The sequence below is a fragment of the Micromonospora sp. CNZ296 genome (genome assembly GCF_007827635.1).
On sequence record NZ_VISW01000007.1, the window covers coordinates 310,103 to 322,907 of the forward strand.

The 12,805-nt window shown below is 72.4% G+C and carries 11 protein-coding genes; 6 read left to right on the top strand and 5 right to left on the bottom strand.

Annotated features, from left to right (window positions below):
• Positions 1-50: 50 nt before the first annotated feature.
• Both FB455_RS14900 and FB455_RS14905 read right to left on the bottom strand, forming a co-directional pair.
• Positions 51-833, bottom strand: a complete 783-nt coding sequence (locus tag FB455_RS14900) for a hypothetical protein (RefSeq protein WP_013475133.1) — start codon at positions 831-833, stop codon at positions 51-53.
• Positions 833-1,597 (bottom strand): SDR family NAD(P)-dependent oxidoreductase, encoded by a 765-nt coding sequence (locus tag FB455_RS14905; protein ID WP_013288784.1) that lies wholly within the window; start codon positions 1,595-1,597, stop codon positions 833-835. The genes FB455_RS14900 and FB455_RS14905 overlap by 1 nt, the downstream gene beginning before the upstream one ends.
• A gap of 171 nt (positions 1,598-1,768) precedes the next feature.
• Here FB455_RS14905 and mshA point away from each other — a divergent pair, with 171 nt between their 5' ends.
• The 3 genes from mshA (at position 1,769) to FB455_RS14920 (ending at position 4,800) form a co-directional block, all read left to right on the top strand.
• On the top strand, positions 1,769-3,130 hold the full coding sequence (mshA, locus tag FB455_RS14910; RefSeq protein WP_071097637.1) for a D-inositol-3-phosphate glycosyltransferase: 1,362 nt from the start codon (positions 1,769-1,771) through the stop codon (positions 3,128-3,130).
• 45 nt (positions 3,131-3,175) lie between these two features.
• Positions 3,176-3,709 carry a type III secretion system chaperone family protein gene (locus FB455_RS14915; protein ID WP_013288782.1) on the top strand — a complete coding sequence of 178 codons (534 nt, stop codon included), beginning with the start codon at positions 3,176-3,178 and terminating at the stop codon, positions 3,707-3,709.
• Between the two features lie 77 nt (positions 3,710-3,786).
• Positions 3,787-4,800, top strand: a complete 1,014-nt coding sequence (locus FB455_RS14920; RefSeq protein WP_145753732.1) for a hypothetical protein — start codon at positions 3,787-3,789, stop codon at positions 4,798-4,800.
• Between the two features lie 390 nt (positions 4,801-5,190).
• Here the strand turns inward: FB455_RS14920 and FB455_RS14925 are convergent, their stop codons facing one another.
• Positions 5,191-6,441 (bottom strand): MFS transporter, encoded by a 1,251-nt coding sequence (locus FB455_RS14925; RefSeq protein ID WP_013288780.1) that lies wholly within the window; start codon positions 6,439-6,441, stop codon positions 5,191-5,193.
• Between the two features lie 80 nt (positions 6,442-6,521).
• Positions 6,522-7,847 carry an MDR family MFS transporter gene (locus FB455_RS14930; RefSeq protein WP_071097640.1) on the bottom strand — a complete coding sequence of 442 codons (1,326 nt, stop codon included), beginning with the start codon at positions 7,845-7,847 and terminating at the stop codon, positions 6,522-6,524.
• 151 nt (positions 7,848-7,998) lie between these two features.
• Between FB455_RS14930 and FB455_RS14935 the strand changes: the two genes are divergently transcribed.
• On the top strand, positions 7,999-8,766 hold the full coding sequence (locus FB455_RS14935) for a phosphoglyceromutase (RefSeq protein ID WP_013475136.1): 768 nt from the start codon (positions 7,999-8,001) through the stop codon (positions 8,764-8,766).
• A 98-nt stretch (positions 8,767-8,864) separates the two neighbouring features.
• Here FB455_RS14935 and phoU read toward each other — a convergent pair whose 3' ends face one another.
• On the bottom strand, positions 8,865-9,509 hold the full coding sequence (gene phoU, locus FB455_RS14940; RefSeq protein ID WP_013288777.1) for a phosphate signaling complex protein PhoU: 645 nt from the start codon (positions 9,507-9,509) through the stop codon (positions 8,865-8,867).
• A gap of 200 nt (positions 9,510-9,709) precedes the next feature.
• Here phoU and FB455_RS14945 point away from each other — a divergent pair, with 200 nt between their 5' ends.
• Both FB455_RS14945 and FB455_RS14950 read left to right on the top strand, forming a co-directional pair.
• Positions 9,710-11,002, top strand: coding sequence for a sensor histidine kinase (locus tag FB455_RS14945; RefSeq protein WP_244879688.1), 1,293 nt, complete (start codon positions 9,710-9,712; stop codon positions 11,000-11,002).
• Between the two features lie 21 nt (positions 11,003-11,023).
• Positions 11,024-11,707, top strand: coding sequence for a response regulator transcription factor (locus FB455_RS14950; protein WP_030272198.1), 684 nt, complete (start codon positions 11,024-11,026; stop codon positions 11,705-11,707).
• The last annotated feature ends 1,098 nt before the right edge of the window (positions 11,708-12,805 follow it).

Consider the following 12,805-nt stretch of genomic DNA (forward strand, 5'->3'; position numbering starts at 1 on the left):
CTGCCAGCGGCCAGGGGGCGCGGCGGGCGATGAGCGCGGGTGCGGTGCGGTCAGCGGGGGGCTACGGCGGGCCAGGGGAGCGTCAGGTAGCCGTGGCGCCACGTGCGGGGGGTGTCCTGGACCGGCCAGCCTGACTCCTTCACCGCCTCGACCGTCCGCAGCCATCGTTGCCGAGGACCGAACGGGGCGTAGCCGGCGGCCGAGCGCCACGCCTGTTCCAGCGCCTCGATCAGGTCGTGGACGCGTTCACCCGGAACGTTGCGGTGGATCAGCGCCTTCGGCAGCCGTTCGGCGAGCGTGGCAGGGCTCTCCAGCGTGGTCAGCTTCGCCGACAGCGTGAGCGTGCGCGGGCCGGTGGCGTCGAGCAGCACCCAGGAGCCGAGCCGCCCCAGCTCGTCGCAGGTGCCCTCGACCAGCAGCCCGCCCGGCGCGAGCCGCCCGGTGACCGTGTGCCAGGCGTCGGCCACCTCGCTCTCGTCGTACTGGCGGAGCACGTTGAACGCCCGCACCAGCGCGGGACGCAGTCCGGCCAGCTCGAAGCCGCCCCTGGCGAACGTCAGCCCGGGCGGGTCGGCGGCGGGGCGGGCGGCGGCGACGCGTACCGGATCGATCTCCAGGCCGACCACCCGCACGTCGGCGCGGACCCCGGCCGCGAGACGGGCCCGCAGTTCGACGGGTGTGACCGGGGTGGCGCCGTAGCCCAGGTCCACCACGAGCGGGTCGGCGGCGGCTCGCAGCGCGTCGCCGCAGGTCTCGACGATCCAGTTGTCCACCCGCCGGAGCCGGTTGGGGTTCGTCGTGCCCCGGGTGGCCACGCCGAGCGGACGCTCCATTAGGACGTCCGGTGCACCTTGTGCTGCGCGGCCTGTGCCAGCGGGCGGACCACGAGCTGGTCGATGTTGACGTGGTGCGGGCGGGTCGCGCACCAGGCGACGCAGTCGGCCACGTCGTCCGCAACGAGCGGTTCGGCGACTCCGGCGTAGACCGCCTCGGCCCGGTCGGTGTCACCGCCGAAGCGCACCAGGCCGAACTCCTCGGTCTTCACCATGCCGGGGTCGATCTCGATCACCCGGACCGGGCGGCCGCACAGTTCGAGCCGGAGCGTGCCGGCGATGGCGGTCTGGGCGTGCTTGGCGGCCGTGTAGCCGCCGCCGCCCTCGTAGACCACGTGCCCGGCGGTGGAGCTGACGATCACGATCGTGCCGGCTCCGGAGCGCTCCAGCGCCGGGAGCAGCGCCTTGGTGACGCGTAGCGTGCCGAGCACGTTGACGTCGTACATCCATTGCCAGTCGCCCACGTCGGCCGTCTCGACCGGGTCCAGGCCGCGGGCGCCGCCGGCGTTGTTCACCAGCAGCGTGACCGGCCCGGGCGCGGCCTCGGCGGCGGCGGCCAGGCCGGCGACCGACTCGTCCGAGGTCACGTCGCAGGCCACCGCTGTCGCCGCACCGCCGGCCGCCTCGATCTCCGCCACGAGCGCGGCCAGCCGGTCGGTACGCCGGGCGGCGGCCAGCACGTGGAATCCCTCGGCGGCGAGCCGGCGGGCGGTGGCCGCACCGATCCCGCTGGACGCCCCGGTGACGATGGCGACTGAAGTCATCCGGTCATTGTCTCCCGTCGCCGGGCCGGGCGGCGGGATGAGGTCCGTCACGCCCGGGACCCGGCGGAAAGCATTTCCGTACCCCGATGGGGAAGATGACATCCGGCACACGGGTTGACCGAGAAGCGCCGGTCGTGCGGGACGGCATCAACCGTGACAGAGGGAGCGGACGTGGCGGATTTGCACACCGGTGTCGGTCGTCAGCGAGGTGCCCTTCCGTGGCCGCGGCCCCGCCGTATCGCCACCCTGTCGGTGCACACGTCGCCGCTGCACCAGCCCGGCACGGGTGACGCGGGCGGCATGAACGTCTACATCCTGGAGGTTGCCCGGCGGCTGGCCGAGGCCGACGTCGAGGTGGAGATCTTCACCCGTGCCACCGCCGGTGACCTGCCCCCGGTGGTCGAGGTGGCACCCGGCGTATCCGTCCGGCACGTCACCGCCGGACCGCTGGAAGGGCTGACCAAGGAGGAACTGCCGGGTCAGCTCTGCGCCTTCACTGCCGGGGTGCTGCGTGCCGAGGCGGCCCGCCCGCCGGGCCACTACGACCTGATCCACTCGCACTACTGGCTCTCCGGTCAGGTCGGCTGGCTGGCCAAGGAGCGCTGGGGCGTACCGCTGGTGCACACCGCGCACACGCTCGCCAAGGTCAAGAACGCCCGCCTCGCCGCAGGGGACCGTCCCGAGCCGAAGGCCCGGGTGATCGGCGAGGAGCAGGTGGTCACCGAGGCGGACCGGCTGGTCGCCAACACCCGGGTCGAGGCCCGCGACCTGCTCGACCGGTACGCGGCCGAGCCGGACCGGGTGGCGGTCGTGGAGCCCGGCGTCGACCTGGACCGGTTCCGTCCCGCCGCGGGCGACCGGGACGCCGCGACCCGGGCCGCGCGCCGCCGGCTCGGCCTGCCGACCGACGGGTACGTGGTCGCGTTCGTCGGCCGGATCCAGCCGCTGAAGGCGCCGGACGTGCTGGTCCGCGCCGCCGCCGCGCTGCGCGAACGGGATCCGGCGCTGGCCGGCGAGCTGACCGTGGTGATCTGCGGCGGTCCGAGCGGCACCGGCCTGGACCGGCCCACCGCGCTGATCGAACTCGCGCACGCGCTCGGCATCGCCGACCGGGTGCGTTTCCTCCCGCCGCAGACCGGCGCGGACCTGCCCGCCCTCTACCGGGCCGCGGACCTGGTCGCGGTGCCGTCGCACAACGAGTCGTTCGGGCTGGTCGCGCTGGAGGCGCAGGCGTGCGGCACGCCGGTGCTGGCTGCCGCCGTGGGCGGCCTGGTGACCGCGGTACGCGACGGCGTCAGCGGCATGCTCATCGACGGGCACGACCCGGTCGACTGGGCCCGCGCGCTGGCCCGGCTGCTGCCCGATCCGGTACGCCGTGCCGCGCTGGGCCGCGGCGCCGAGCGGCACGCCCGGGACTTCTCCTGGCACCGCACCGCCTCCGGCCTGCTCGCGGTCTACGGGGAGGCGATCACCGAGCACCGGGCCCGGCTGGCGCGGCGGTGCGGCGACCCGGCCCTGCTGTGCTCCTGGTGATCCGCCACCCGGCGGCCCCGGTACGCCGGTCGTAGAGTGGGTGCGATGAGCCGCAGGAGTGAGGTCGCCGCGCTGATCGAGTCCGTCTGCGCGGAGCGTGAGCTGGAGTGGGAGTCCACCGGCGAGGCGTCGTACGCGGTGACGCTGCCCGGCACGCACAAGCTCAAGACGATCTGCAACCTGATCGTGGGTGAGCACGCGCTGCGGGTCGAGGCGTTCGTGATGCGGCAGCCCGACGAGCGCCGCGAGGAGCTGTGGGCCTGGCTGCTCCAGCGCAACGCCCGCATGTACGGCGTCTCGTTCTCCATCGACTCGGTCGGCGACGTCTACCTGACCGGGCGGGTCAACCTGGCCGGGATCGACGCCGACGAGCTGGACCGGCTGCTCGGTTCCGTGCTGACGTACGCCGACGAGTCGTTCGACAGCATGCTGGAGATCGGCTTCGGCACCGCCATCCGCCGGGAGTGGGAGTGGCGGGTCAAGCGCGGTGAGTCGACAGCCAACCTGGCCGCGTTCGCGCACCTCTTCGAGCCCTCCGCCACTGCCGGATCGTCCGCCGGAGGTTCGGAGCCCTCCTGACGGGTATGCCGCCCCGCGCGGTGCGGAGCACTGGGACCCACCGCGGGCCGAGGACGGACTGTCGAGGAGCGTGTCCCATGGCTCAGCGCAACAGCTCAGGTCGCGGCACGACTGCGACCCGGACCAAGCGGCAAACCGGCAATCAGACGCCGAACACCCCGAGGGTGTCGGAGTCGGCGATCTCCCGGATGAAGGTCGACGACCTCCGCAGCCAGCTCAAGCGGCGCGGGGTCTCGGGGATCTCCGCGCTGCGGAAGCCGGAACTGGTGAAGACCCTGGCGCGGACCATGCGCGGGGAGGGCGGCGCCGCCCGGCGGAGCACCGGCCCGGCCGGCCGGCCGTCGGCGACCCGCAAGAGCACCGCCGCCAAGAAGACCACGGCGGCGAAGCGGACCACGTCGGCCCGCCGCAGCGCCACGTCGCCGGCGAAGGCCGCGCCGGCCGCACGCGCCACCGGCGCCAGGGCCAAGGCGACGGGTACGCGCAAGGCGGCGCCCGCCCGCGCGAAGGCGACCTCGTCCCGCGCGAAGACGGCCTCGTCCCGCGCGAAGGCGACGCCGGCTCGGGCCAAGGCGGCTCCGGCGCGTGCCAAGGCCGCCCCGGCTCGCGCGAAGGCGGCTCCGGCTCGGGCGAAGGCCGCTCCGGCGCGTGCCAAGGCGGCCCCGTCGCGGGCCAAGGCGGCGCCGGCTCGGAAGACGTCGTCCGCCCGGGCGCAGGCGGCGCCGACCCGTGGGCCGGCGTCCAGCCGGTCGATCGGATCGTCGCAGCTCATCACGTCCCTCGCGGACCGGCCGGAGCGTCCGGGCCGGAGCCTGGTCACCCGTAACCACGAGGTGATCCAGCGCTGGGCGAGGGCGCGGGGTGCGAAGCCCGCCACCATCGCGGGTACCGAGCGCGAGGGCCGGCCCGGGGTGCTGACGTTCAACATCCCCGGGTACCGGGAGAGCAGCCGGATCCGCGAGATCACCTGGAACGACTGGTTCCGCACGTTCGACCTGCGGCGGCTGAACCTGATCTACCAGGAGCAGATGCGGGACGGCCGGCAGAGCAACTTCTTCCGGACCGAGAACCCGAATCGCGAGGACGGCTGAGGTTTGCGGGAATGGCCGACGGGAACCCGGTGTTTGCCATTCCAGGGACGACAACACGGACAGCCGGGTTTCCGACACGGGCGCTGTGACGGGCAAGACAGCGATCTGGGTTGAATCCGGAATCCGGGCGAACTAACTTTATTGCACCGCGTCACGCTTGTTTACGTTCGGGGGAGCGGTGGATCGATCAGATCCGCGCAGGCGAGACGCGAAGATCGGGTGGAGCACGCCGTTGGGGGACGGTGCCACCCGTGGAACCGGCGGCGCGAGCGGGCGACGCTTACGGGGGTGAGTGTCGCCCGCCGCCGCCGGGCGTACGGTACGAGCGCCCATCTCGACGGGGGTCGAGGTGGGCGCTCTGCCGTTGTCTCCCCGAGCCCTCAGCAGCCCTCAGCGAACGGATTCGACCGGTTTCGCCGCCGCTGCCCGCAGCGCGGCGACCCGCCGCTCCCGGCGCGGTCCGGCGAGCAGGTGCCCGGCGGCGGCGAGCAGGCCGAGCGCGCCCACCACCAGCCAGTGCCGCTCGCCCAGGTGTTCCAGGCTGAGCCCGCCGAGCGCCGGCGCCACGAACGACGCGGCCGGGAACGTCAGGTAGAACACCGACTGGTAACGGGCGCGCAGGTCGGGTGGCGCGAGGTCCGCGTTGATCTGCGCGTTCGGCGGCGCGGCGAGCATCTGCCCGACCGTCCAGACCACCGCCGCGCCGAGGTAGAGCGGCAGCCCGTCGGCCACTGTGAGCGCGCCGAACCCGAGCGCCATCAGGCCGGTGGAGACGGCCAGCACGCTCGACTTCCGGTACGGCTCGATGAGCCGGGGCACGAACAACTGCCCGGCCACGATGAGCGCCCCGCCGAGCGCCACCACCAGCCCGTACGCCGACGGGCGCAGGCCGTCCTCGCGCATCGCCAGCGGCATGATCGTGGAGGTCTGCATGGTCAGCACGGCCAGCAGGAACGTCAGCCCGACGAACACCAGGAACGTGCGGTCGGTCAGCGCGGTGTGCAGCCCGGGACGGCGTCCCACCACCGCCCGTGGCGTGAGCGCGGGCCGCCGGGTGAGCGTCTCCGGCACCTTCAGCGCGATCACCACCGCCGCGGCCAGCGTGGCTCCGGCGTCGACCAGGAACAGCGCGGTGAAGCTCGCCTCGGCGAGGATGCCGGCCAGCAGCGAGGCCACCGCCATGCCCAGGTTGAACGCCCAGAACTGCAGGTTGAACGCGCGGGAGCGGCGCGCCTCGGGTACCACGTCCACGATGGCGGCCACGAACGCCGGGCTGGGCATCGAGTGCGCCACTCCGACCAGCGTGGCGAGTGCGGCGATCACCGCCAGGTGCGTGCTGAACGCCAGCGCCGCCATCAGCCCGGCGGCGGCGAGGTGGGCGGCGAGCAGCGTGGCCCGCCGTCCCCACCGGTCGGCCAGTACGCCGCCGAGCAGCGTCCCGGCCGCGCCGCCGATCCCGTACGCGCCGACCACCAGCCCGGCCAGCGACGGCGGGGCACCCCGCGCGGCGGTCAGGTAGAGCGACAGGAACAGCAGCGCGAACGCGCCCGCCCGGTTGATCAGCAGACCGGACCAGAGGTACCAGAACGTGGCTGGTAGTCCGCCGGCTGTGTCGTCCCACCAGCGCCGCAGGCCGCGCACCCGTCCTCCAGGAAAGTTTCCTTACCGATTCCTTCCCGTACCGTATCCACCCGCCTTCGGGCGGCCGCGTCGGGGCGTACTCAGGAACCGGCCCGGACCGGCGCGGCGGGTGCGGTCGCAGCGGCCTCGGCCGACTCGGGCGCCGGGGAGGCGGTGACGGTGACCGGCGTGACGGGCGTGCCCACGGCGCGCAGCGCGACCGCGCGGCGCTCCCGGGCCGGGCCGGAGATCAGGTGGGCGACCGCCGCCACGACGCCGATGCCCGCGCAGCCGAGCCAGAGCGTGCTGTTGCCGGCGTTCTCCCGGACCAGGCCGCCCAGGATCGGCGCGGCGGCGCCGGCGAGCTGCCAGGACAGCGAGAAGACGCCCTGGTAGCGCCCGCGCAGCGCGGCCGGGGACAGCTCGGCGATCAGGGTGGCGTTGGACGGCGAGTTGAGCATCTCGCCGACGGTCCAGATCAGCACGGTCAGGCCGTAGAGCCAGACCGTGTCGGCGAACGCGGTGAGCCCGAACCCGGCGCCCATCACCAGCGCCGCGAGGGCCAGCACGTGCGAGCGGCTGCGGCCCTTGATGAGCCGGGGTACGAACAGCTGGCCGACCACGATGAGCACGCCGTTCAGTGCGATCACCGAGCCGTACGTGGCCGGGCTGAGCCCGGAGTCGCCCATCGCGATCGGCAGCATCGAGATGTGCTGGAGGAACACCAGCGCGGCGAGCAGGTTGAGCGCGACGAAGCCGAGGAACACCCGGTCGGCGAGGATGGTGCGCAGCGCCCCCGCCGGCGCCGGCATCCCCTTGACCGGGAGAGCGGTGACCGGGCCGCGGGTTTCGCCGACCTTGGCGAAGATGATCAGCGCGGTCACGAGTGTGGTGGTCGCGTTCACCAGGAACAGCAGCAGGTAGCTGCCCTGGGCGGCGAAGCCGGCGAGCACTGCGGCGCAGGCGAAGCCGAGGTTGATGGCCCAGTAGTTCAGCGAGAAGGCGCGCAGCCGGTCCTTGTCCGGCACGACGTCGACCATCATGGCGCCGAAGGCGGGGCGGGCCGCCTCGGCGAACGCGCCGAGCAGCAGCGCGCCGACTGCGACCGCCCAGAGCGGGCGGGCGAAGCCGAGCGCGATCATCATGCCCGCCGCGCCGACGTGCGCGGTGAGCAGCGTGGGCCGCCGTCCCCAGCGGTCGGTCAGGGTGCCGCCGATGGTGGTGCCGACCGCGCCGCCGGCGCCCCAGAGGCCGATCACCAGTCCGGCCTGGGAGGCGGAGAAGCCGCGTTCCTGGGTCAGGTAGATGGCCAGGAAGATCAGGACGAACGAGCCGAGCCGGTTGATCAGCGTGCCGGCCCAGAGGTACCAGAACGTCCGTGGCAGGCCACCGGCTGTGTCCTGGAACCAGCCCCGTACCGTCCGCATCCCGACGCCCCCCGCTTGGTAATGACCGACCTCTTTAAGACGCCTTACAACCTAGTGCCGGCCCGGAGCCGTGGTCATCAGGTTTTCCACGTGGTGGTCGTCACCACAGGTCGCCGCGTGTCCGCCCGCGCCGTACGGCAGGATGATCGGCATGACTGCGAGCGAGGGGCCCACCGTCGGGACGCTGGTCCTGCTGCGGCACGGCGAGAGCGACTGGAACGCCAAGAACCTCTTCACCGGCTGGGTCGACGTCGACCTGACCACCAAGGGGGAGACCGAGGCGCGGCGCGGCGGCGAGCTGCTGCGCGAGCACGACCTGCTGCCGGACGTGGTGCACACGAGCCTGATGCGCCGAGCCATCCGCACCGCCGAGCTGGCGCTGAACGCCGCCGACCGGCACTGGATCGCGGTACGCCGGTCGTGGCGGCTCAACGAACGCCACTACGGCGCCCTGCAGGGCAAGGACAAGAAGCAGACCCTCGACGAGTACGGCGAGGAGCAGTTCATGCTCTGGCGCCGCTCGTACGACACGCCGCCGCCGCCGATCGACGACGCGGACGAGTGGTCGCAGGTCGGCGACCCCCGGTACGCGCTGCTGCCGACCGAGCTGATGCCGCGCACCGAGTGCCTGAAGGACGTCGTCGACCGGATGCTGCCCTACTGGTACGACTCGATCGTGCCGGACATCCTGGCCGGCCGGACGGTGCTGGTGGCCGCGCACGGCAACTCGCTGCGCGCCCTGGTCAAGCACCTCGACCAGATCTCCGACGACGCGATCGCCAAGCTGAACATCCCCACCGGCATTCCGCTGCGCTACGACCTGGACGCCGACCTGCGCCCGCAGGTGCTCGGCGGGACGTACCTGGACCCGGACGCGGCGAAGGCTGCCGCCGCCGCGGTCGCCAACCAGGGCCGCTGAGCCTGGGTGTAAGGAAGGGCCCCTTTTTAACGTCTGCGGTAGAGGAAGGGCCCCTTATTAACACTCAGCGTTAATAAGGGGCCCTTCCTTGCACAGGGTCAGGCGGACGTGGAACCGGTGATCAGGTAGACCACGTGCTCGCCCGCGTTCACCGCGTGGTCGGCGAAACGCTCGTAGAAGCGACCCAGCAGCGTCGCGTCGATCGCCGTCTCCACCCCGTACGGCCAGTCGTCGCCGAGCAGCACGCCGAACAGGCTCTTGTGCAGGTCGTCCATCGCGTCGTCGTCGCTGTCCAGTTCGGCGGCCACGTCGGCGTCCGGCTTGGCCAGCACCGAGCCGATCTTCTCGGCCATCCGGTCGGCGATCCCGGCCATGTCGGTGAAGACCGGCCGCAACTCGGCCGGCACCGCCGGGGACGGGTGGCGGCGCAGCGCTGTCTTCGCCACGTGGTCGGCCAGGTCGCCCATCCGTTCCAGATCGGCTGCCACGTGCAACGCGGTGATCATCGCCCGCAGGTCGGAGGCGACCGGCGCCTGCCGGGCCAGCAGGTCACAGACCCGCTCCTCCACGTGCCGGTAGAGGTCGTCGATCTCGGCGTCCCGCGCGATCACCGTCTCGGCGGCCGTCCGGTCGGCGGTGAGCAGCGCCTTGGTGGCCTGCCGCATGGCCGCGCGTACCGCCTCGGCCATGTCCACCAGCAACTGGCTGACAATCTGCAGGTCGGCCCGGAACTCGTCGCGCATCGTCACTTCCTGGGGTCGGTGGCCGCCACCCCGAGGGGTACGGCAGGAGCAGGTGCGCGCCCCACGCTAGGCCGAACGGTCGGCACCAGGGTGAACGCGGATGAACGACGCGGGGCCCACAGGTGAACTTTGCCGAAAGCGAGGGTGGTTCGTCCCTTTGTGCCCGATACCCGGGTTAACAATGACCCTACGATCGCCGGGTGGAATGGGCGGTGGCCGTCGTGGTGGCCGGAGCACTGGTGACCGGACTGGTCGCCGGGGCGCTGCTGTCCGGACCCGTTGACGAATGGCGGCGCCGCCGGGCGTCGCGGGGCGGCGGGCTCCTCCGTCGTGACGCAGGGAGGACGACCATTCCGGACGACCAGCAGGGGGGCCTATCCGGGCTCGGCCGCAAGACGATCGACTCGCTGCGCGCAGGCGTGGTGGTGCTCGGCCCGGACGACGTTCCGGTGCTGGTGAACCCCGCCGCCCGGGCGATGGGACTGCTCCGTACCGGGGCGACGCCGGGGTCGATCGCGGCGCACCCGTTGATCCGTACCCTCGCCGGGCAGGTCCGCCGCACGGGCGTGCGGCGCGAGATAGAGCTGGACCTGCCCCGGGGCCGCGACAGCGGCGGGGACAACCCGCTCGGTGTGCACCTGCGGGCGATGGGACTGGGCTCCGGCTACATCTCGATCGAGGCGGTCGACGTCACCGAGTCGCACCGTCTCGCGCGGGTACGCCGGGACTTCGTCGCGAACGTCAGCCACGAGCTGAAGACGCCGATCGGTGCGCTGCAACTGCTCGCCGAGGCGCTCGTCGACGCCACCGAACCGGCCGCCGACGGCGCGCCCGACCTGTCCGAGGACCTGGTCGCCGCGCGGCGGTTCGCCGAGCGGATCCAGCACGAGTCGACCCGGCTCGGCCGCCTCGTGCAGGAGCTGCTGGAACTGACCCGCCTCCAGGGCGCCGAACCGCAGCCCGCGCCCGAGCCGGTCTCGGTGGACTGGGTGCTCGCCGAGGTCGTCGACCGGACCCGCACCGCGGCCACCGCGCGCCGGGTGGAGATCGCCGTGGGTGGGCAGCGGGGCCTGACCGTGTACGGGAGTGACAGCCAACTCGCCACCGCTGTGGCGAACCTGGTGGAGAACGCGATCAACTACTCCGGCGAGGACACCACGGTCCGGGTGACAGTCACCGGCACCGAGGAACACGTCGAGATTGCCGTGGCCGACCAGGGCATCGGCATCGCCCCGAACGAGGTCGACCGGATCTTCGAGCGCTTCTACCGGGCCGACCAGGCCCGCTCCCGGTCCACCGGCGGCACCGGCCTGGGCCTGGCCATCGTCAAACACATCGCCAGCAACCATGGCGGCCGGGTGGACGTGTCGAGCACCCTTGGTGGGGGGTCGACGTTCACTCTCCGGCTGCCCGCACGCCCCCCGGACGACCTGGAGGCGACACTCGCCTCCGCTGGGATCGAGGCCGGCCCGGCCGAGCTCCGGCAGGTCTGACCACAGGAAAGGAAACACCCGTTGAGCCGCGTACTGGTGGTCGAGGACGAGGAGTCGTTCTCCGACGCCCTGTCCTACATGCTCCGCAAGGAGGGGTTCGAGGTCTCCGTCGCCGCGACGGGCCCCGCCGCCCTCACCGAGTTCGACCGGACCGGCGCCGACATCGTGCTGCTCGACCTGATGCTGCCGGAGATGTCCGGTACCGAGGTCTGCCGGCAGCTCCGCCAGCGCTCGCACGTGCCGATCATCATGGTCACCGCGCGGGACAGCGAGATCGACAAGGTGGTCGGCCTGGAGATCGGCGCCGACGACTACGTGACCAAGCCGTACTCGCCGCGCGAACTGGTCGCCCGCATCCGGGCGGTGCTGCGCCGGCAGAGCGCCGAGTCGAACGAGACGGGCGCGCCGACGCTCGCCGCCGGCCCGGTCCGGATGGACATCGAACGGCACGTGGTGACGGTCGGCGGCGCTGGGGTGCAGCTCCCGCTCAAGGAGTTCGAGCTGCTGGAGCTGCTGCTGCGCAACGCCGGGCGGGTGCTCACCCGGGGGCAGTTGATCGACCGGGTCTGGGGCGCCGACTACGTGGGCGACACCAAGACGCTGGACGTGCACGTGAAGCGGCTGCGCTCCAAGATCGAGCCGGAGCCGTCCGCCCCGCGCTACATCGTCACGGTCCGGGGCCTGGGCTACAAGTTCGAGCCCTGATCCCCCTTCCCCCCCGGCCGCCCTATCCCGCCGCCCCACCCTCGCCGATCTTGGAGTTGTGGCGCCACGACATGCCCGCTTTGGCACGCTTCGCGAGGCACCACAACTCCAAGATCGCCGGGTCGGCGCGGGACGGTGGCCAGCTCCCGCCGATCCCCGGGCAGGACCTGCCCACCCCCCGGGGCCCCACCCGCCGATCTTGCACTTAGGTACCCGGCAAACCGCGTGAATGGGACACCTGAAGGGCTCGAACTGCAAGATCGCGCAGGCGAGCCGCGCGGCGCTTCACCCCCGCCCCCGAGCCGGTCTCGGGGTCGCGTCGATCATGAACTTGGCGGCGGTCGGTGTCCGTTTTGTCGCCGCTAACCTCATGATCGACGGTGGGGCCGAGCGCGTGAACCTCGCGTCGTGTCGGGCGGCAGGGTGGCGGCTGCCGTGCGGGGTGCCCCCACCGGGCGATCATCGCGCTGGGCTCGGCGCCTGATCCCGACTCCCGGTGGAGTGGTGCTGGCGGTGCTGGGGGTGCAGGTGGTGCTGATGGGAGGGCTCCGGGGGTGCGGCGAGGTGCGGGGCGCGGGAGTTTCGTGCCGGTTCGGGAGGGGTGTCCGGTTTGGGGGTGGTGGGTGGCACTCTGGGGGTGGAATCGCGGGCGGGTGGGTGGCGTTGTAACCGGGTGAACGACCGAGCGAGGCTCGCCCCGCGAGTGGGGTGGCATCTGCAAGGCCTTGGGAATCACCCCGGGGCCGCTGGTCGTTGAGTGAGGTTCCGGCGACGTGAGCCGCGGGGAATCATCCTGGTCGGCTGGTCGTTGAACATGGTTCCGACGACGTGAACCCGCGCCGCTTTCTGGTGGCGTGTTGAGCCTCCGGGAATGGTGGCGGGTGGCGGGTCGTTGGACATGCTTCCGGCGCCGCGACGAGGCATCCCCCTGCCCTCGCGAGCAGCCGGATCCCCCGAAGACTTTCTTGAGCGCCTGACGGTGCCCACGCATCCCCGTTCCCCCGCGGGGTGTGTCGACCCCCGAATGGAGCACTTCTGATGAACACGATTCTGCGTAAGAGCATTCTGGGTGTTGCTGGTCTGGCTTTCACCGGTGGC